We start from the raw sequence: 19,177 nt of genomic DNA on the forward strand, positions 1-19,177 counted from the left end.
TTCATGAATCAACGAGGCCGGGGCCGAGCCTGACGCTCACGGGCCGTCAGGAGCGAGCGACCTCCACAGCGGTGGTCTGCGCGAGGTTGGACAGAGCGGTCACGAACTGCGCAATCATCTTGCGGTTGCGCCTGTCCTGCATGAGGTTGGGCAGACCCTTGGTCGTGCAGGTGACCTCAACGACGGTGCTGCCCTCGGAGGGAATAAAACCGGCGACGATGTTCTCGCCCCAGGACATCATGCTCATCGGGGTGTCGAAGGTGACAACCCGACGGTTGGGGTCGGCGAGCATCACGGTCGCCTTCGGAACGGACTGCGCGGCCGGGATGGCGAGCTGGAACAGCTGCTCGAACGGCACGTCGAACTGGAATGCCTGCGTCGTGGAATGCATACCCATGGGAGTATCTCCTTAAAGATCTCAGTTATCTCGGATGCGCGCGATCGGCTCGCGCGCACACCGGCGAAGTAGGGGCCACACGCACCGACGCGGTCGCCTCGGTGTGACGCTGCGGATGCGTGACTTCTTCCAGCTGGTTCAGACTATCAGCTTCAACGTCAGAAAAACAGCTCGCAAGGAACCCATCGCACTCCCCAGCCGCGTCACTCAAGTCCGCAGATCAACCTATAAACTAGAAGACAATATCCGCAGGTGGGAGTCATTGTCCGTCTCGCTCGTCCGCATGAAGCGGGTATTACGCGGCGTCATCCTGTCCGCGACCATCCTCGTCATCATCACAGCAGGCATCATTGCTGGCGTGGGCACGTCGGGCGCCTGGTTCCCCCTATCGGTGGACGCGCTCTGGGCCGCACCGACACATGAACTGCGCCGGGCCACAACTATTTGGTTAACCCAAGTTTTTACGGAACCGATTTAATTGGCGCGCTTATTCGGCTAGCGCATTAGCTAAGGCTATTAGCGACACGTGCTCAGCTATATGACTTTCCAACCGGGCGTACAGCTTGGCTTGCAAAACATCTTCTACTCGGCTATTTAGATAGCTTCGCAGGTTACGTGCACGCCGGTAGGCGCCGGCTTTAACTAGTCGATAATTCACCCAAGTGGTTATTAACCCCAGTATTAAACCGGCCAGTAGCGCTACTACAGCCAACGGCATAACTCCAATATGAGGCATCGGTAAGGTTGGCAAAAGTAAACGTTCAAGTAGCGTATTCATGCCCCACCAAATTAGGCCCGCCAACATAATTATGTATAGCGTCCACTGCCAGGCTTTAGCCCACTTCCACCAATGTGGCGCTGGTAAATGACGCTGGCCGGGTGTATTTAGTGCGGCTTTAAGTTCAAGCACTAAATCCGGGTAGGCCGCATCTAGCTCGGTGTTTACTTTACTAGCCCAAGGCGCAGGCAATACTGCTGTATTAGCCTTAACCAACCGTTTATAGACAGCGTCTAGCGATTTAGTTTCTGTTTCCTTCGCAGCCCTTGTCTCAGCATGGTCGGCTTGCTCATTTGTACTAGCGCTACCAGTGTTTTTGCTGCTTTCAGAGGCACTAAAAAGACGAGCCCACCTTTTACTAGGCCGCTCAGTTTTGGCGGGTACCTCTGCCTTGGTTGGCGCCTCAGCTTTGAGGCGCATTGCCACCCAGCCGCGTGCTAGCGGCCAGGTTACTTGGGGCCAAGCCTGCCTAAAGTATTCTTCGCGAGCTTTTTCTACCCGGTTTTCTACTCCAGCTACCTGGCCAGCACGGGCTAATAGTTCAGCTTCAATTTCACCAGTATTTGCTTGTACCACCCCACTGGCTGCGCTAAGTGCCTGGGCCGTGTCTTTCGCAACGCTACGTAGCTGGTCTAAAAGCTGCCCGCACTCTGCGTCGTCATTTTGAGCTAAGCCCGCATTAGCCTGCACTAGCAGCTGATCCATGGCACTGATCTGGCGGGCCAGGCTGGTTGCTTGCCAACCTGGCACCGCTACTTTTACTCGATCGCTTAGCTGAGCTAGTTGCCCTAGGCGCTCAGCTAAATCCTGCGCCGTGGTAATTCCAGGTTTGCGTCGAAAGTTAAACATTTTCTCACCTAGTAGTTACCACAGCGTCAATCTCAGGCTTGTGTCGGTACTACCTGCACGCGCAGATCCTGCTCGGGGCACTGCCAAGTGGCGGCGTCGGCCTCAACCTGTTCGCCAGAGCGGATGTCCTTAACCGAATCGGCCCCGTTAGCGCCGGCCTCATCCACCCCGGCTGGGAACCACACGAAGGGAATACCGCGCTTATCAGCGAACTTAATCTGTTTACCGAACTTAGCGGCAGTGGGGGCCACATCGGCGCAGATCCCTCGGGCACGCAGCTTATCGGCCACCGCCTCAGAAACCGGACGCGAAGCCTCGTCGGTAACCGCCACCAGTACCGCCGTGGGCACCGGGCGGCTAACCTGCACCAGGCCAGCGCCGATAACCCTGGCCAGCAACCGCGAAACCCCAATCGACAGGCCCACGCCGGGGAAGGAACGCTTGCCGTTAGAGGCCAGAGAATCGTAGCGACCACCGGAGCAGATAGAACCTAGATCCTCGTGACCAATTAGCTCAGACTCATAAACCGTACCGGTGTAGTAGTCCAAGCCACGGGCAATCTTAAGGTCGGCAATCAGGGCGCCCGGGCGACGTCGCGCAGCCACTTCCAGCACACCAGCTAGCTCACCAATGCCCTGCTCAAGCAGCTCATTAGCTTCCAGACCCGCCTGCTCTAGCAGGGCACGCAGCTTCTCTTCTAACTCCTCGCCGTTGCTGGCAGTAATACCAGCCATCTGCAAAGCCAACTGTGCCTGGGTGGCGCTTAGCCCCACATTTTCTTCCAGCTCCTGAGCCACTGCCTCAGGGCCGATCTTGTCAAGCTTATCCACCACGCGCAGCACCTCAATTAGAGATTCTTCCGCAACCCCAATGGTGGTGTAGAAACCCTGAGCTACCTTGCGGTTAGACACGTGCAGCAGCACCTGCGGGATAGGCAGAGCGCTAAGGGCCTCGTGCATGATTAGGGGCAGCTCGGCGTCGTAGTGCAGCGGCAACTTGCCGTCACCCACCACGTCAATATCAGCCTGGATGAACTCACGGAAACGCCCCTCCTGGGGACGCTCGCCGCGCCATACCTTCTGGATCTGGTAGCGCTTAAAGGGGAAAGTCAGCTGCCCGGCGTACTCAAGCACGTAGCGGGCAAAGGGTACGGTCAGGTCAAAGTGCAGCCCCAACTGTTTACGCGGGTCCTCGTTTTCACCCGGAGCGGCCTGCAGACGAGACAGCAGGTAAACCTCCTTAGAGGTCTCCCCCTTACGCGTCAATTCGCTTAACGGCTCTACTGCACGAGTCTCAATAGAGCTAAATCCGTGCAGCTCAAAGGTGTTTTGTAGAACGTTTAGGAAGTGCTGTTCAATCAACCGCTGGCTAGGTAGCCACTCGGGGAAACCGGAAAGCGAAGTTTTTGCCATGATTTAATCCTACTTAAGTTTTAACTGTATTTATTTTGGGTTTGTTGCCAAGCTCAGTTGGCATTATTTGTAGCTTGTAAGCGTGTCTGAGCGCCGTTTGTTACTAGTCCAGCTCGTTGCTACTAGTCCAACTCGCCGCCGAAAGTTTTAGCCTCATGCATATAGGGATTGGCATGATGTTCATGAGCCATAGTGGTGGCTGCGCCGTGGCCAGGTAGTAATACGGTGGCCGGGTCAATGGCGCTAGCTAGAAAACGCAGCGAACCTAGCATGTCTTGGTGGGAGCCGCCGGGCAGATCATCGCGACCCACCGAGCCCTTGAAAATCACGTCACCGGTTAGGGCTAGCAGCTGGGTGCCGCTGGTTTCTACTTCAGCTTCGGCTAGTAGTTCGTGGCTGGCATCCATCTGAGCCACAGTTAGGAATAGTGAGGAGCCTTCAGTATGCCCGGGGGCGGCCACGGCCCGCACCGGCAGGCCACTAATCAGCTCGACGCCGTCGCTATAAGCCCGCTGCGGTAGCGCCACCACATTAAGCGGACGGCACCAAGGGGTACCCGCCAGGGCACTAAAGCCACGGCCGCGCATATAGATACCGGTGGTAGCCTCCGGATCATCTAGTCGATACAGATCTGGGCTGGGCACATACACCGGGCATTGTTCCTGCCCCATGCCTGCTACTACAGCGGCACTATCCCAGCAGTGATCAGCGTGTCCGTGGGTTAGCAGCACTGCTTCCAAGGTCAGCTCGTTGGTTTTTAAAAACTCGACGACGCCGCTAGCTACGCCCGCCCCGGGGTCTACTACCAAGGCACCGCGTTTACCTGCAGGCACGATCACATAACAGTTTGAGCCTAGGACGGCAGGGGGCATACGGTGTAAAAGCATGCCTCCAGCCTAAAGCATGAAACTAGCTCTGGCGGCCAAGCACAGCGTTAACACGGCTAATTGAACGGGAGAATTAGCTCTAAATAGCGTAGACTTTAACCCTGTATGGCTTTACGCCATGCTACGTGCACATTCTCAGGCTTTTAGCCAACTAGCTACGGTGCTTTTTACCGACGCCGTAACACATTCTATAAGGAGCATACCCATGAGTGAGCAGACTCCCGTGACCGATCAGGCACAACAGGCTGCATCCTCAACACCGCAGGAGGCTTCGCCCGCCCCTGCTGGCGAAGAGACCACCAACGCCCCCCAGGCTGCCCCCGCCGAGAGCGAAGCTGCTAAGGCTGCTGATTCCGCCCCTGCCGACAAGGCTGGCGCGCAGGAAGCTAAGCCGGGCCAGGCAGCTGCCAAGCAGAGCGAGACTACGCTAGATCCCGAAGAAGCCCTGGCTGCCTCCAAGTGGGGCCGCGTTGATGGCGAGGGTAACGTCTACGTCCAAGACGGCGACAGTGAACGTCTAGTTGGTCAGTTCCCCGGTGCTCCGGTAGCTGAGGCGATGGCCTTCTACATCCGTCGCTACCTAGACCTAAAGGCGCAGGTAGCCCTGTTTGCTACCCGCCTGCCTCACCTGAGCGTGCGCGACATTGACTCCACGGTTAAGAGCCTTAGCAAGGCCCTGAAGGAGCCTGCCGCCGTAGGTGACCTAAATGGTCTACGCGCCCAGTTCGATGGCCTCAAGGCAGTAGCCAAGGAGCGCCGCGAAGTTGTGGTGGCTGAGCGCGCCGCTGCCCGTGCCCAGGCACTGGCTGAGCGCACCAAGCTAGTGGAAGAGTCTGAGGCTCTCGCTAGCCAGGACCCGGCCAAGACCCACTGGCGTAACTCCATGACTCGTATGCGTGAAATCCTCAACGAGTGGAAGGCTGCCCAGCAGCGCGGCCCGCGCCTGGACCGCGCCACTGAGGATGCCCTGTGGCAGCGTTTCTCTGGCGCCCGCAGCACTCTTGACCGTAACCGCCGCCAGTTCTTCAACGAGCTTGACGAGAAGAACAAGCAGGTAGTTGCTAAGAAGGAAGCGCTGATCAAGCGCGCTGAGGAGCTATCTACCACCACTGATTGGGAGCGCGGTTCACGTGGTTTCCGTGACCTGATGAGCGAGTGGAAGCAGGCTGGCCGCACTGCCCGCCGCCAGGATGACGCCCTGTGGGAGCGTTTCCACGCCGCCCAGCAGGTGTTCTTCAAGGCTCGCCAGGAGAAGGACGCTAAGGAAAACGCTGAGCTGACCGCCAACCTTAAGGTTAAGGAAGAGCTGGCTGCTCAGGCTGAAGCTCTACTGCCGATTAAGGACATCAAGGCTGCTAAGCGCGCTCTGCGTCCGATCCAGGACCGCTGGGAGGCGGTAGGTTACGTGCCGCGTAACGCTATGCGCCGCATTGAGGGCCGTATGCGCGCCGTCGAGGAAGCTATCCGCGAGGCTGAGCGTAACGAGTGGCGCCGCACCGACCCCGAGACCAAGGCTCGCGCCGAGGGCTTGGCCGGACAGCTTGAGGCCTCGATCGCAGATCTGGAAGCCAAGCTTGAAAAGGCTAAGGCTGAGGGCAAGGCCAAGGCTATTGCTGAGCACGAAGCTGCCCTAAGCGCCCGCCGCGCTTGGCTGGACCAGGTACGTCGCTCCGCTAAGGCCTGATAGCTACATATAGCCACGCTAAAGCCGGTGGGTCACTTGATCCACCGGCTTTAGTTATCCACAAACACAGTTAAAGACTATTTAAGATAACTACTTAGTATGACAATCGGGTTATGGAATACATTGCCTATGGCCCACCCGACCTGGAAGCTAACGTAACTGCTTTAAACACTACGGAGACGCAGGTTTTACGCTGCAACACACTAGACAGTGTCTGTTTTACTAGCGTACTGGGTAAACGAGTCCCTAATTATCTGCTTACCACCTGCGCGCAGCGGGCTTTACTGCTCTCCCCCAAGCTACCTAAATACACCTATATTTTTGGTGCTAGCGCCTGGTGGGTGTATACCGGCGAAAACCCACCGCAGCGTTTACAGGTCTGTGCCAACCTAGCGCGTTCAAGTTGGCGCAGCGTAGACATGGTGCGCCGCCAACTACCTGCCAGCCAGTATATACAAATTGCTTCAGTGCCCTGCATTTGTTTAGAACATGCTGCACTAGAAATGGCCCTGCACGCTGGACGCGCACAGGGCCATGAAGTTATCCTCACCGCTTGTCGCCATGGGGCTAACCGCAGCAGATTGCTAACTGCTTTTAACTATCTGCGCGGCCGTAGCCGCAATGGCTGGCTAGAGCAGTTAATTAACGAGCTACTCCCCGCCGTCATCTCGACTAGGACGCTTGGAACTGGTAGTGCGGCGGGCAGAATAGACACCGTCAATCTTGCGCACGATCGTTAGCACATCATCTAGGTGCGCAGCTTCAGCCAGCTCTACCACAAACCAAAGCTTAACTACGCGATCACGCTGCTTGGAGCCCATAACCGCTTCTACCAGGTTAATGTGAGCATCTGCCATAGCCCGGGTAACATCAGCTAGCAAGCCAAGACGGTCTAAACCTTCAACCTCAATTTGCACATTGTAGGTAGCGTGAGCATTTTGGGACCAGGAAACCCCAATTATGCGCTCTGGCTGAGACTCAAAGTTAGACACGTTTACGCAGTTAGCTGCGTGTACGCTGATACCGTTACCGCGGGTTACAAAACCAACAATCGGGTCTCCGGGCATAGGTGTGCAGCAACGGGCCAGCTTTACGTAAACATCACCCTCCTGCATCCCGTCTACAATCACACCAGTGTCACCAGGGCGGATAATCTTAGCTTCGTCTGAAGCACGCGAAGGCAGCATTGCTTCAGATAGAGATTCTTCTGTGCCGGCTTCTCCTCCCAAAGTGGACACCAGGTTTTCCACCACGTGCTGGGCGGAAATGTGGGAGTCACCAACTGCTGCGTAAAGACCGTCAATATCGCCCTTGTTCAGGTTCTGTGCCACTGCCATCAGCGAATCATGAGTCATGATCCGCTGCAGAGGCAGGTTCTGCTTGCGCATAGCCTTGGCGATCTGGTCTTTACCGCGTTCAATGGCTTCTTCACGGCGTTCTTTAGAGAACCAGGCCTTAATCTTGGCCCTAGCTCGCGGTGAAGCTACAAAGGTCATCCAGTCACGTGAAGGCCCGGCGTTTTGTGCCTTAGAAGTAAAGATTTCTACGGTGTCACCGGTTTCCAAGACAGTGTTAAGCGGCACCAAGCGACCATTAACCTTTGCGCCAATGGTGCGGTAACCAACCTCAGTGTGCACTGAGAAAGCAAAGTCAACCGGAGTGGCCTTAGCCGGTAGGGCCTGCACATCACCCTTAGGGGTGAATACATAAACCTGGTTGCCAGAGATCTCGAAGCGCAAAGAATCGAGGAAGTCTGCCGGATCCTGGGTATCTTTTTGCCAGTCAATCAGCTGACGCAGCCAATCCATTTCAGAGCTGGCAGAGGTGAAGTTAACTTCAAACTCGTTACCCTTAGAGCCCTTAGTGGCGTTGGGGTTCTGCTTGTAACGCCAGTGTGCGGCCACACCATACTCAGCCATGCGGTGCATCTCGTGGGTACGAATTTGTACCTCAACCGGTTTACCGCTGGGGCCAATCACGGTGGTGTGCAGCGAGCGGTAGAAGTTGAACTTGGGCGAAGCGATGTAGTCCTTGAAACGCCCGGGCATAGGTGTCCAGCGTGCGTGCACAATACCTAGCACCCCATAGCAGTCAGCTTCAGTATCTACAATTACGCGCACTGCCACTAGGTCATAGATGTCGTCAAACTCTTTGCCGCGCACAATCATCTTCTGGTAGATGGAGTAGAAGTGCTTGGGGCGGCCAGTGACTACACCCTTAATATTGTTTTCTTTCAGGTCAGCATTGATCATGTCAATGACCTGAGCTAGGTATTCTTCACGGGCCGGGGCACGCTCAGCCACCATATGCTCAATCTCGTCATAGACCTCGGGATAGAGCACCTTGAAGGAACGGTCTTCAAGTTCCCACTTGATGGTGTTCATGCCCAGGCGGTGTGCCAGAGGGGCATAAATCTCTAGAGTTTCGCGGGCCTTACCAGCTGCATTTTGGGCAGGAACATACTTCCAGGTACGGGCGTTGTGTAGGCGGTCAGCTAGCTTAATGAACAGGACACGGATGTCCTTGCTCATAGCTACGATCATCTTGCGCACGGTTTCCGACTTGGCGGCCTCACCGTATTGCAGCTTGTCTAGCTTGGTGACTCCATCTACTAGTAGGGCAATCTCATCACCGAACTGTGCACGCAGATCATCTAAGGTGAGGTCAGTGTCCTCAACCGTGTCATGCAGCAAAGCTGCGGCCAGGGTTTTAGGCAGCATCCCCAGTTCAGCCAGAATCGTAGCCACCGCAATTGGGTGGGTAATGTAAGGCTCCCCGCTTTTACGCACCTGCCCTTCATGGCAGCGCCTGGCTACCTCATAGGCACGCAAAATGAGGGTGAAATCCATCTTCGGATTATTAGCTTTAAAAGCGGTGATCACTGGCTCAATCGCTGGTGGCACCGAATGAGCACGCGTCCCAAAGCGGGCCAGCGCACTACGTACACGCGAGCCAGGAACTACACTTTCCCCAACACTGTTGTTCGACGTCTCTCCCATAAACACAGTCTAGTGTGTAATAGCCCATATGGCACGTTTGCCGCGCAACCAAATTACTTGGATATTTACTAAGCTGTTACTTAGTTATAAGGACTAGCCACATATTTAAGGAGTTGACTTATGACGCAACCAAATCCGCCTGGAGGTAACCAGGGTTATCAACAATTTCAAGGTGGTAGCCAGTTTCAGGGCGATAGCCAATTTCAGCAGGCCAACCAGTTCCAAACCGCCGATGGCAGCGGCCTAGGGGCTGGCCAGTCTCAAGCCGCAGCTCAGTTTGCGGGTAACGCGCCCCAGCCAGCTACGACGGCGCCCGTGGGGGCTTTCAAATATGAGCTGGGTCAGCCCTTTGCTATCCCGCTGAGCGAAGACTTTATTGAGGTCCCCCGCGCCATGTCGCGGGTGTGGATTTCTCTGGGTTTGGGCGTATTTTTCCTAATTCCTGTCATTAGCTCAGCGGCTAAATTAGTGGGCGGCAAGGCCACCACCACCGACACGGTAGTGCTGGTGATTTGTTTAATCCTTAGCCTCTTTTTGCTATTTGCAGCTTTTGTGTTGGCAAACACTAAGCTCACTATTAACGCCACCGGCTTCCACATCTCTACCGGCACTGCGCGTCAGCATGTGCCCTGGCCTCACTCACGCACGGCTTTCTACGCTTCCGTCTCTGGACGCGAGATTAACCCGGTTAAAGAAGCCACTATGCCGCACACTTGCAACTGTCTGCTGGTAGATGGCTCTGGTGCTCACCTACTGCCTGGTTTGGTATCTTCAGGTACCGGCACCAATGCGGCTGAGTCCAAGCTAGTAGCCGAAATTAACCGAATCTGGGCTTGGGGCCTAGCTAAGGGATATACGCAGGTATCCCCCGAGTACTTCCCGCTGAGCGGTGTGCACGCACTGAAAGAAAAGCAGCGTCAGGTACAAATCGCGCGATATCAGCTGCAGGATTTCTAATCCCACAGTAATGCGCATAAATGCACTAAAGAGTGCGCATAGATAAGGTGCCGGCAAGCTTTTAGCTTGCCGGCACTTTTGTAAGCGGTCAATTAATCTTCGATAACCACAATCGGCTCAAAGATCGATTGGTCAATCACGTTGCGGCCACCTAAACCCTCAAGTTCTAGTAGCACGCAGATCGCCTCTACCCTGGCACCGGCCTGCTCAAGGAGCTGGACCGAGGCCTTGGCGGTACCGCCGGTAGCCATAACATCATCGATCACCAGTACTCGGTCACCCTCATGCACACTGTCAGGACGCAGTTCCATCCGGGCAGTGCCGTATTCCAGGGCGTAGTCAACACCGATAACCGGTCCAGGTAGCTTGCCGCCCTTACGCACCGTCAACATGCCGATACCAAGTGCGGTAGCCAGCGGGGCAGCCAGGATGAATCCACGCGATTCGAGGCCGGCCACAGCATCAATGCGGCCCCGGTAGTGCTCGGCGAGCCCATCGATAAGCTGCTTGAAAGCCTTACCGTTAGCTAGCAACGGGGTGATATCGCGAAACAGTACTCCCGGTTCAGGGAAGTCTGGGATCTCGCGCAGATTATCTAGTACCAGATCGGTTAGCTCTGCGGGAATGGGGGTTACGCTCATTTAGCGACGCTTCCTGTTCTTCTTGGGCTGTGCCTTAACACCTAGGTGGTGACCGGGAGTTAACGGGGCAGCATAGACAGTGTCATCTGCTGCGTCGTCGCCGTCCACAGTTTCACCATCTGCTTCACGCTTAGCTTTACGCTCGCGCAGCACCTTGGCGTCGTGTTCCTTAATTTCCTTTTCACGCCCACGCAAGTCCACCAGCATAGGGGTAGCCAGGAAAACAGAAGATAGTGTACCGGCAATCATGCCGATAAACAGAGTTAGCGAAATATCGCGCAGAGTACCCGCGCCCAGGATGAAAGCACCCACAAACAAAATCGAGGCTACCGGCAGCACACCCACCACAGAGGTGTTGATACTACGCACGAAAGTCTGGTTAATAGACAGGTTAGCCAGCTCAGCGTAGGTGGCACGGTGCTGACGGGTAAAGTCGCGGGTGTTGTCGCGAACCTTGTCGAATACCACCACAGTGTCGTAGAGGGAGTAACCCAAAATGGTTAGCACACCAATTACTGTGGCCGGGGTAACCTCAAAGCCACTTAGCGCGTAAATACCCACGGTGATCACGACGTCGTGCAGCAACGCAATCAGCGCCGAGGCTGCCATCTTCCAAGTGCGGAAGTAAGCCCAAATCAGGCCGCCCACTAGCACGAAGAAAATTAGCAGACCACGCACGGCCTTAGCGGTAACATCCTTACCCCAGGTGGGGCCGATAGTGGTGGCGTTTACGTCGGCGGCCTTAGCGTTGTAAGCCTTAGCCAGGCCAGCGGAAAGCTTATTCAGCTTGGCCTTATCCAAGGCAGGAGTCTGTACACGCACCGAGGAAGAACCGGTGGTGGTTACACGCGCGCCGTTGGTTAACCCCTGCTGGCGTAGCACCGCATTAGCGGGGCCTTCCTTGGGGTTAGAGAGCGCGGTGATGGTGACTTCACTACCCCCGGAGAATTCAATACCGGGCTTTAGACCCACCGTGGCCACCAGCAGTAGGCTGATCGCCACCGCGCATAGGGCTACGGTGTACCAAACTTTGCGCTTACCTACAAAGGGGAAGGATCGCTTACCCCAATACAGATCGTTACCGATAGCTGCTAGCGATGCCATCAGTTGTCTCCTTCCTTAGCCTCGCTTGCATCCTGTTCACGCTTAGCCTCGCGCTTGGCGCGGGCCAAAGATTTACCGAGGTTGTCGGCAATCTTTTCGCGTCCAGAGCCGTAAACATTGCGTGAACGTGCCCCCAGGTGCTCAGGGTCTAGACCAGACAGGCGGTGGCCTTGACCGAAGAAGGCGATAGACAGGCAGGCCACCATGAGCGGGTGGGTGAAGAAAATAATTACTGCCAAGTCCACTACCGTCGTCACACCCAGCGTGAAGGCGAAGCCCTGCACGCCACCCACTGCCAGCACGTAGAGCACTACGGCGGCTACTAGGTTAACGGTGTCAGAAACGATAATGGTCTTACGGGCGTGCACCCAACCTTCATCGACGGCGGCGCGCAGGCTCAGACCGTGGCGCACCTCGTCACGTACACGTTCAAAGTAAATAATGAACGAGTCCATAGTGATACCGATAGACACAATTAAACCGGCCACCCCAGCTAGGGACAGGCGGTAGCCAATCCCCCAGCTCAGCAGGGCAATAACCACGTAGGTCAGGGCGGCGGCAGCCAGCAGGGAGGCTACGGCCACGCTAGCCAGGCCTCGGTACTGCCAAGCCAGGTAAATGATGATCAGTACGAAACCGATCAGACCGGCAATAAGACCCTTTTGTAGCTGTTCGCTACCCAAAGTGGCGGAAATCTGCTGCTCAGACTGTACCGTGAAGTTCAGCGGCAAGGAACCAAAGGACAGCTGGTTTGCCAGCGAGTTGGCGGCAGCCTGGGTAAAGCCGTGGGTGCCGTTGGCGTTGGTACCACCAGAGATCTGCGCCTTACCACCGGTAATAGCCGACTCAATACCGGGAGCCGAAACAGTCAAACCGTCAAGCACAATGGCGAACTGGTTCTTTTGCGGGGCGGTCTTGTCGTTGCGGTACTGCAGTAGGCGGGTAGAAATCTTGGAAAAGTCTGCCGTGCCCTGCTTGTTAAATTCCAGGGACACAATCCACTGGTTAGTGTTTGAACCCTGGCTGGTTTGCTCCAGTGCCGAGGTGGCGCTGGTCAGGTCAGTTCCCTTCAACTCAGCCGGGCCCAGAATGTAGACCGCGCCGGAGCCGTCACGAGCACAGGAAATAACAGCCTTCTTGGGGTCTTGCGCCCCACCTTTAAGGTTCTTGGGGTTCTTGCAGTCCAGCATCAGGGCGTCATAGATCATTTTTTCGCTGATCTGTGCGTCTGATGAGGCGTCATTACTGGTGGCGGTCAGCGGCGTAGTGTCAATCTTGCCGTTCTGGTTTACATCCGCATAACGGGTAGCCAACTGGGTGGCAGTGACCGGGGTGGGGGTTGCCTTGGGGGTGGCCGCAGCAGTAGCCGACGCCGCAGGGGTAGCCGGCGACGCCGTCGCGCTGCCAGTGGCCTTAGCGGTTGCCTTAGCAGTGGCCTTGGCGGTGGCGGCAGCCTTTATCGCCTGGTTCTGGGCCTGAGCAATGGTTTGCGCATTGGCGTTGTAGACCCGAATAACCGGACGGAAGTAAAGCACTGCGGAAGAACGCACTAGATCCAGGGTTTCCTGGGAGGGCTTACCCGGCAGTGCCACCACAATATTGCTTCCACCCTGACGTGAAATTTCAGCTTCGGCCACACCCGAGGCGTCAACACGTTGGCGAATAATATTGATGGCCTGGTTAAGGTCGTTGTCAGTAACCTGGCGGCCATCGGTGGTGGTTGGCGTGAGGATTAGCTGCGTACCGCCTTCCAGGTCAAGCGCTAGCCCGGGCGTTAGCTTGGTTTTACCGGTAAAGGAACCAATGATTAGCGCGCCGAAACCAATGGCGATTACTAGCAGGAACGTTAGTAAGCTACGTCCTGCGTGCTTGGTTTTATATTTGGACACGGGGTGTCTCTTCCTAGAATCGGTTGTGACTGGTCAGTTCCCCTTAACGCTAGCCGCAGTGCCGTTAAGTTAAGGGGACCAATTGCCACAGCTGAGACTACCAAAATCCCTATTTATTAGCGATTTTGCATAGCCCCAGCTGGTGGTAACTAGTTAAATCTAATCTTGTGGCGACGATTACTTTTTTTCATCGTCGCTAGAGTCTGCGTTATCGCTGTGGGCCTCTTTTATGGTGTTTTCGGCGTCAACTTCTAGCTCGTCGCTAGAGTCAACGTCTTCCTCTTCGTCCTCATCCTGGTCAGCAAAAGGCGGGTTAACTGCGCCATAAATAGCTTTACTGTCCCACATGGACTCCACGCCCTGAGGAGTACGCAAGGTGACCACATCGCCGTCGATCTCAACGAACTTGGCGTAGTAGCCAGAGGTAGTACGTACCCAGGTGTCAGGCACGCAAGCTTCTTCGAGGCGATTGCGCGCGGCTTGTTCTGCCTTAGCATTTTGGCGACGACCAAAATAAGACAGCGCCACCATGGCAACCACCATGAAGATCAGCATAGTGAGCATAGTTTTTCCTCCTAAGTTTGCCTAAAGTCTATGGGAAAGCCCGTATAAAACTAAGTGAGTCCTAAATAGCGGGCAGCGCTTAGATTTCAGGCATGTGTTCGGGCAGTTCTAAGCCCAGGTGGGTGTAGGCAGCGGCAGTGGCTGCACGCCCGCGCGGGGTACGCACCATTAGACCTTCGCGTACCAGATAAGGTTCAGCCACCGTTTCTACAGTTTCTGCCTCTTCACCTACGCTTACTGCCAAAGTAGTCAAACCTACCGGTCCCCCACCAAAGCGGGTGCATAGGGCAGTTAGCACTGAGCGGTCTAGGCGGTCTAGCCCCAGAGCATCCACCTCAAACACTTTTAAAGCCGCCTGGGTGGAAGCCAGGTCAGCTACTCCCGGCGTGCCGTGCACCTGGGCCCAGTCTTGGACGCGCCGTAGCAGGCGGTTGGCGATACGCGGCGTACCACGCGAACGACTGGCCAGCTCGTGGGCGGCCTGAGCATCTATTTCAAGGCCTAACAGTCCAGCGCTGCGGGTAACAATCTGGGCTAGTTCACTGGCGCTGTAGTAGTCCAGGTGCCCAGTGAAACCAAAACGGTCACGTAGCGGCGCCGGAAGTAGACCCGCCCTAGTGGTAGCCCCAACCACGGTAAAAGGAGGCAGTGACAGCGGGATCGAGGTGGCCCCAGGGCCTTTACCTACCACCACATCTACCCGGTAATCCTCCATGGCCAGGTAAAGCATTTCTTCAGCGGTGCGTGCCAGGCGATGAATTTCATCGATAAACAGCACGTCGCCTTCTTCAAGTGCGGAAAGAATAGCGGCTAGGTCACCGGCGTGCTGCACTGCCGGGCCACTGGTTAGCCGCAGTGAGCCACCCAGTTCATTAGCAATAATCATGGCCAAAGTGGTTTTACCCAGCCCAGGCGGGCCAGATAGCAGCACATGGTCAGGGCTAGAACCGCGTGAAGTGGCTGCGCGCAGCACCACGGACAGCTGCCCGCGCACCACATCTTGACCCACAAAATCTTCTAGGTGGCGTGGACGCAGAGCACCTTCAGCAGCCCGCTCAATCTCATCAGCTTCCGGGCCTACAAAACGATCAGACACGCTTTGCTGCTCCTAAGTTTCGCAAGGCTGCCCTCAGCAGCGCCGATACATCAGTGGCATTTTGTGCAGTAGTAACCTGTAGCACCGCGCCGGTGGCCGCCGCTTCATTCCAGCCCAGCCCCACCAAAGCTGCAACTACCTGCGGGTTAGCCTCATCAGTAGCAGCTGGCAAGTCAAATTCCAGCTCCCCTTCACCGCGCAGAGGCCCAAGTTTATCGCCCACATCTAGGATCACCCGCTGCGCGCCTTTAGGCCCTAAACCGGGTACGCGAGTTAAAGCTGCTGTGTCTTTAGCGGCAATAGCTTGGCGTAAAGCGTCAGGAGTATGCACCGCCAACATGGCTAAAGCCAGCTTGGCTCCTACACCTTTAGCGCCCATCAGGGTGGCGAAAGTGTCGCGTTCATCAGTGGTAGCGAAGCCATAAAGAGTCAACGAATCTTCTTTAACCACCAGGTAGGTGTGCACCTTAGCTTGGGCGCCCACCTGCAGGGTACTTAAAGTGTTGGGCGTAGCGTTGAACAACAGGCCCACTCCCCCGGTTTCAATCACGGCGGAGCTTAAAGTCACTGCGGTTACTTCACCGCGCAGGGAAGAAATCACATTAATCCTTGTTATTAGCCACGTCTGCGGCGGGGGTCTACAGCACCGGTTCTGCGAGCATTAGCTTGGGCTTGGGCCCAGCGGCGTTGGGCTGGGGTGCGCGCTGAGGCTCGCACCTGGCCACCGGCACTAACCATTTCAGTAATGCCGTCTTGCCCAGTGCCTCCCCCACGCCAACCGTGACAGATGGCCAGCGCTAAAGCGTCAGCTGCGTCAGCTGGCTTAGGTAGCGCATCCAGGCCCAACACGCGGGCCACCATGGTTTGCACTTGTGCCTTATCAGCCCGGCCATTACCGCTGATAGCAGCCTTAACTTCACTAGGGGTATGCAGAGCCACCTCTAGATCGTGGCGGGCACCAGCCAACATGGCCACCCCCATAACCTGCGCCACCGCAATAACCGAACGCATATTTTCTTGGGCAAATACCCGTTCAATGGCAATTACATGCGGGCTGTGGCGTGCAATCCAGTCATCAATTGCGTCCGCAATACTTTTAAGGCGCAGCTCTGGGGATTGGTTAGGAGGAGTACGGGCAACCCCCACTTCAACTAGTCGCACTCGCCGGCGTGAATCTACATCCACGCAACCTAGTCCACAACGGGTCATACCTGGGTCGATACCCAAGACGCGTTGGTCAGCTACGAATGCTCCAAGTGAAGCGGGGGCCAAGGCGTTTACTCAGTCCTCGTCAGCGTCCAGCTCGGCAGCCACCTCGGCGCTGATGTCCATGGAGGTGAATACGTTCTGTACGTCGTCGGAGTCTTCCAGAGCGTCGATTAGGCGCATAACCTTGCGGGCGGTGTCAGCGTCAACCTCGATCTTGGTACCAGCCACAAACTGAACTTCGGCACTGTCGTAGTCCATGCCGGCCTCGGTTAGGGCGGTACGTACAGCTACCACGTCGTTAGGCTCGCAGTAGATGGAGAAGCCTTCGCCTTCGTTAACAACTTCCTCGGCTCCAGCGTCGAGCACAGCCATCAAAATGCTGTCCTCGTCGACGTCGTCAGCAGCGGAAACCTCAACCACACCCTTACGGGAGAAGTTGTAGGCCACCGAACCGGGGTCAGCCAGGGAGCCGTTGTTGCGGGTGAAAGCCACGCGCACGTCAGAGGCAGCGCGGTTACGGTTATCGGTAAGGCACTCGACCAGGAAAGCTACGCCATTGGGTCCGTAGCCTTCGTACATGATGGTCTGCCAGTCTGCACCGCCAGCTTCTTCACCGCTACCACGCTTAACAGCGCGAGTGATGTTGTCTGCGGGTACAGAGTTCTTCTTAGCCTTCTGAATGGCGTCGAACAGGGTGGGGTTACCTGCGGGGTCTCCACCACCAGTGCGCGCTGCAACCTCAATGTTCTTGATTAGGCGGGCAAATAGCTTGCCTCGCTTAGCATCGATGGCGGCCTTCTTGTGCTTGGTGGTTGCCCACTTAGAGTGACCCGACATAAAAACTCCCGTTAGTTGAAATAACAGTCCGCATAGATTCTACCGCTCCCCTGGCCGGTTTTAGCCCAGCAAACGTGTGTTTATTGCGGCTTTTAGGTGAATTTAAGCAGTGTGTCATCCCAGCCGGTAACTAGCTTAGCGGCGTGATTTACCAGTTCTGACGGGTAAATTGCCAGGCCGGCTTGGCTGAGTTGACGTAATTTATGTGGGCTATACCAATTTAATCCGTCGAGCAGTGAGCGCTCATTAGCGGTCCAGCGTTCTTGGTTGAGCTGGGGTTTGCGCTCAAGGTGCAGATAGTAGAAGGTTTCATTAGCTAGGCAGGTTAGCGCCCTGAATTCAAAGCGGGCCTGTCTGTAGCCCAGCAGAGTGAGAGCGCCGGGGTCCACTATGATGCCGGTTTCTTCAGCTAGTTCACGCGCGGCGGCCTGAGCTGGGCTTTCACCTGCTTCTATACCTCCGCCGGGGGTAAACAGCCAGTGATGCGTGGCGTCAGAAAAATCGTGTCCGGCTACCAGCAGCATTTGTCCTTGGGCTACTACCACTACGCGTCCTGCCTGGCGCGAGGGCATGCCCTGCTGGTTTAGTTCCCAGCCCTGCCCTAGCAGTTGGCGCCAGTTCGCGGGCAGCTGCGGTTTGCTTTTGGCCCCAGGGACGACGACGGCGCTGTCAGGCGCACATTGACGGCCTGCAGCGTCGTCGAGCCCATTTTGGCTGCTAGGCATTGTCTAAACCTAGGAAAACCTGACGTTTAGCAGATACTTCCTGCAGCAGCTTAAGCTGACGTTCACGGTCTTCGCTGTCACCTTCACCAGCTAGGAAGCGCCCGCGAATTTCGGCCAGCTCCATTGAGTCACGCTGAAAATCGAGCATGGCCTTACGTGCCTGGGGACCATGTGAGCGCGCCCAGGCAGTACCCTGACGCCGCCCAGTATTGGTGGTAAGCATGGCCACTTCTGCTGAGGTGTACCAGCCACCAGCGGCGTAATCCATTAGGTTGGTGGCGTAATCACTCTGTTCACGTCGCTTTAGGTAGGACACCAGCAAGCCCATCAGCACGAATATTGGGGCTGAGACCAGCATATAGAACCACCAGTTAGGGCCTGAAAGTAGGTTCCAGCTAAAGTGCAGTACCACCGCGCATAGGTAACCCAGCAGGGTCATCCCTAGCCAGGACCAGCGCCCACGCATGTGGATACCAAAGCCCAAAGCCATACCGGTACAGGCAGTGAAAATTACGTGGGCGAAAGGTGAGGCCACCCCGCGTAGCAGGAAGATTTGTGCCAGCTGATCACTGTAGCGAGCAAAGTACAAAATGTTTTCTGCGAACGCGAAGCCACCTGCAATTACGGTGGCGTAGACGACGCCGTCGACCGGGCCGTTAACGATCTTGCGCCACAGCAGGTAAATAAGCACCAAACCCAGGGCCTTGGTAAACTCCTCAATTAGTGGGGCACTAACCAAGGTGGCGAAGGTGCCGCCGGCGGCTTTAGATTTAGTCATTTCCGCGACCGCAATGGTGGAAGAGTTGTTGACCATCAAGGAAACTAGCGTGGCCACGCCCGCCCCCCACAGGAAGGCGGCTACCAGCACTCCTAGAGGTTCAGGGTCCTGATAGTCAATCCAGCGCACCACCAGCAGTACCAAGCATAGCGGCACTAAAGCCAACAAGAAGGGAACCAGCAAACTGGTGCCCCCTGAATTAGCGTTGATGATCATCATCAACACGCCAAAACCTACCAGGCCACCCATGGCGAGAGCGGTGATTAAGAAGGTTCGCCAAGAGTAGGCGCTTTGCTTAGTCCAAGCGGGCGTGTGTAGGGAAGCGCGGGCGCGAGAGGCAGCCAGCGTGGGAATTTTTTCTTTCACGTAAG

18 protein-coding genes are annotated in these 19,177 nt (G+C 56.1%); 3 read left to right on the forward strand and 15 right to left on the reverse strand.

The window, feature by feature from the left end; all coding sequences use genetic code 11:
• Positions 1-46: 46 nt before the first annotated feature.
• Positions 47-397, reverse strand: a complete 351-nt coding sequence (locus tag HMPREF0045_RS02510) for a hypothetical protein (RefSeq protein WP_005985186.1) — start codon at positions 395-397, stop codon at positions 47-49.
• Between the two features lie 115 nt (positions 398-512).
• Here HMPREF0045_RS02510 and HMPREF0045_RS02515 point away from each other — a divergent pair, with 115 nt between their 5' ends.
• Positions 513-875 (forward strand): hypothetical protein, encoded by a 363-nt coding sequence (locus HMPREF0045_RS02515; protein ID WP_005985188.1) that lies wholly within the window; start codon positions 513-515, stop codon positions 873-875.
• A gap of 9 nt (positions 876-884) precedes the next feature.
• Here the strand turns inward: HMPREF0045_RS02515 and HMPREF0045_RS02520 are convergent, their stop codons facing one another.
• The 3 genes from HMPREF0045_RS02520 to HMPREF0045_RS02530 form a co-directional block, all read right to left on the reverse strand.
• The gene (locus tag HMPREF0045_RS02520; RefSeq protein WP_005985190.1) at positions 885-2,024 is read right to left on the reverse strand and encodes a hypothetical protein; all 1,140 of its coding nucleotides are present in this window, start codon (positions 2,022-2,024) and stop codon (positions 885-887) included.
• 32 nt (positions 2,025-2,056) lie between these two features.
• Positions 2,057-3,436, reverse strand: coding sequence for a histidine--tRNA ligase (hisS, locus tag HMPREF0045_RS02525; RefSeq protein WP_005985191.1), 1,380 nt, complete (start codon positions 3,434-3,436; stop codon positions 2,057-2,059).
• A 122-nt stretch (positions 3,437-3,558) separates the two neighbouring features.
• Positions 3,559-4,323 carry an MBL fold metallo-hydrolase gene (locus HMPREF0045_RS02530; protein WP_005985193.1) on the reverse strand — a complete coding sequence of 255 codons (765 nt, stop codon included), beginning with the start codon at positions 4,321-4,323 and terminating at the stop codon, positions 3,559-3,561.
• Between the two features lie 205 nt (positions 4,324-4,528).
• Here HMPREF0045_RS02530 and HMPREF0045_RS02535 point away from each other — a divergent pair, with 205 nt between their 5' ends.
• Entirely contained in the window at positions 4,529-6,007 is a 1,479-nt protein-coding gene (locus tag HMPREF0045_RS02535) for a DUF349 domain-containing protein (RefSeq protein ID WP_005985196.1), read from the forward strand.
• Positions 6,008-6,657: 650 nt separating this feature from the next.
• Here HMPREF0045_RS02535 and HMPREF0045_RS02545 read toward each other — a convergent pair.
• The gene (locus HMPREF0045_RS02545) at positions 6,658-9,006 is read right to left on the reverse strand and encodes a RelA/SpoT family protein (RefSeq protein WP_005985199.1); all 2,349 of its coding nucleotides are present in this window, start codon (positions 9,004-9,006) and stop codon (positions 6,658-6,660) included.
• Between the two features lie 120 nt (positions 9,007-9,126).
• Between HMPREF0045_RS02545 and HMPREF0045_RS02550 the strand changes: the two genes are divergently transcribed.
• Positions 9,127-9,963, forward strand: coding sequence for a hypothetical protein (locus HMPREF0045_RS02550; RefSeq protein WP_005985201.1), 837 nt, complete (start codon positions 9,127-9,129; stop codon positions 9,961-9,963).
• Between the two features lie 92 nt (positions 9,964-10,055).
• On the opposite strand, the gene HMPREF0045_RS02555 is transcribed toward HMPREF0045_RS02550, so the two are convergent.
• The 10 genes from HMPREF0045_RS02555 to HMPREF0045_RS02600 all read right to left on the reverse strand — a co-directional run bounded on the left by HMPREF0045_RS02555 (position 10,056) and on the right by HMPREF0045_RS02600 (position 19,172).
• Positions 10,056-10,604 carry an adenine phosphoribosyltransferase gene (locus HMPREF0045_RS02555; protein WP_005985203.1) on the reverse strand — a complete coding sequence of 183 codons (549 nt, stop codon included), beginning with the start codon at positions 10,602-10,604 and terminating at the stop codon, positions 10,056-10,058.
• Positions 10,605-11,708: a protein translocase subunit SecF gene (secF, locus tag HMPREF0045_RS02560; protein ID WP_005985205.1), complete on the reverse strand. Its 1,104-nt coding sequence runs from the start codon at positions 11,706-11,708 to the stop codon at positions 10,605-10,607. It abuts the gene before it with no gap.
• Positions 11,708-13,597, reverse strand: a complete 1,890-nt coding sequence (gene secD / locus HMPREF0045_RS02565) for a protein translocase subunit SecD (protein WP_005985207.1) — start codon at positions 13,595-13,597, stop codon at positions 11,708-11,710. The genes secF and secD overlap by 1 nt, the downstream gene beginning before the upstream one ends.
• 177 nt (positions 13,598-13,774) lie before the next feature.
• Complete coding sequence (locus HMPREF0045_RS02570; RefSeq protein WP_005985209.1) at positions 13,775-14,161, reverse strand: preprotein translocase subunit YajC; 387 nt, start codon at positions 14,159-14,161, stop codon at positions 13,775-13,777.
• A 79-nt stretch (positions 14,162-14,240) separates the two neighbouring features.
• Positions 14,241-15,257: a Holliday junction branch migration DNA helicase RuvB gene (ruvB, locus tag HMPREF0045_RS02575; RefSeq protein WP_005985211.1), complete on the reverse strand. Its 1,017-nt coding sequence runs from the start codon at positions 15,255-15,257 to the stop codon at positions 14,241-14,243.
• Positions 15,250-15,858, reverse strand: a complete 609-nt coding sequence (gene ruvA / locus HMPREF0045_RS02580; protein ID WP_005985213.1) for a Holliday junction branch migration protein RuvA — start codon at positions 15,856-15,858, stop codon at positions 15,250-15,252. Before ruvA ends, ruvB begins: the two co-directional genes overlap by 8 nt.
• 14 nt (positions 15,859-15,872) lie before the next feature.
• Complete coding sequence (ruvC, locus tag HMPREF0045_RS02585) at positions 15,873-16,484, reverse strand: crossover junction endodeoxyribonuclease RuvC (protein WP_081466774.1); 612 nt, start codon at positions 16,482-16,484, stop codon at positions 15,873-15,875.
• A 54-nt stretch (positions 16,485-16,538) separates the two neighbouring features.
• The gene (locus tag HMPREF0045_RS02590; RefSeq protein WP_005985218.1) at positions 16,539-17,303 is read right to left on the reverse strand and encodes a YebC/PmpR family DNA-binding transcriptional regulator; all 765 of its coding nucleotides are present in this window, start codon (positions 17,301-17,303) and stop codon (positions 16,539-16,541) included.
• A 92-nt stretch (positions 17,304-17,395) separates the two neighbouring features.
• Entirely contained in the window at positions 17,396-18,028 is a 633-nt protein-coding gene (locus HMPREF0045_RS02595) for an NUDIX hydrolase (RefSeq protein WP_005985220.1), read from the reverse strand.
• Complete coding sequence (locus HMPREF0045_RS02600) at positions 18,021-19,172, reverse strand: PrsW family intramembrane metalloprotease (RefSeq protein WP_005985222.1); 1,152 nt, start codon at positions 19,170-19,172, stop codon at positions 18,021-18,023. Before HMPREF0045_RS02600 ends, HMPREF0045_RS02595 begins: the two co-directional genes overlap by 8 nt.
• Between the last annotated feature and the right edge of the window lie 5 nt (positions 19,173-19,177).

The sequence above is a fragment of the Actinomyces graevenitzii C83 genome (assembly GCF_000239695.1).
In the GTDB taxonomy this organism is placed as follows: domain Bacteria; phylum Actinomycetota; class Actinomycetes; order Actinomycetales; family Actinomycetaceae; genus Actinomyces; species Actinomyces graevenitzii.

Bases quoted from the DNA above. Each gene is read 5' to 3' on its own strand.
- HMPREF0045_RS02515 (WP_005985188.1), top strand. From the start codon at position 513: ATGCGTGACTTCTTCCAGCTGGTTCAGACTATCAGCTTCAACGTCAGA.
- HMPREF0045_RS02535 (WP_005985196.1), top strand. From the start codon at position 4,529: ATGAGTGAGCAGACTCCCGTGACCGATCAGGCACAACAGGCTGCATCC.
- HMPREF0045_RS02555 (WP_005985203.1), bottom strand. From the start codon at position 10,604: ATGAGCGTAACCCCCATTCCCGCAGAGCTAACCGATCTGGTACTAGAT.
- HMPREF0045_RS02595 (WP_005985220.1), bottom strand. From the start codon at position 18,028: ATGCCTAGCAGCCAAAATGGGCTCGACGACGCTGCAGGCCGTCAATGT.
- HMPREF0045_RS02550 (WP_005985201.1), top strand. From the start codon at position 9,127: ATGACGCAACCAAATCCGCCTGGAGGTAACCAGGGTTATCAACAATTT.
- HMPREF0045_RS02570 (WP_005985209.1), bottom strand. From the start codon at position 14,161: ATGCTCACTATGCTGATCTTCATGGTGGTTGCCATGGTGGCGCTGTCT.
- HMPREF0045_RS02510 (WP_005985186.1), bottom strand. From the start codon at position 397: ATGGGTATGCATTCCACGACGCAGGCATTCCAGTTCGACGTGCCGTTC.
- HMPREF0045_RS02590 (WP_005985218.1), bottom strand. From the start codon at position 17,303: ATGTCGGGTCACTCTAAGTGGGCAACCACCAAGCACAAGAAGGCCGCC.
- hisS (WP_005985191.1), bottom strand. From the start codon at position 3,436: ATGGCAAAAACTTCGCTTTCCGGTTTCCCCGAGTGGCTACCTAGCCAG.
- secF (WP_005985205.1), bottom strand. From the start codon at position 11,708: ATGGCATCGCTAGCAGCTATCGGTAACGATCTGTATTGGGGTAAGCGA.
- HMPREF0045_RS02545 (WP_005985199.1), bottom strand. From the start codon at position 9,006: ATGGGAGAGACGTCGAACAACAGTGTTGGGGAAAGTGTAGTTCCTGGC.
- HMPREF0045_RS02520 (WP_005985190.1), bottom strand. From the start codon at position 2,024: ATGTTTAACTTTCGACGCAAACCTGGAATTACCACGGCGCAGGATTTA.
- HMPREF0045_RS02530 (WP_005985193.1), bottom strand. From the start codon at position 4,323: ATGCTTTTACACCGTATGCCCCCTGCCGTCCTAGGCTCAAACTGTTAT.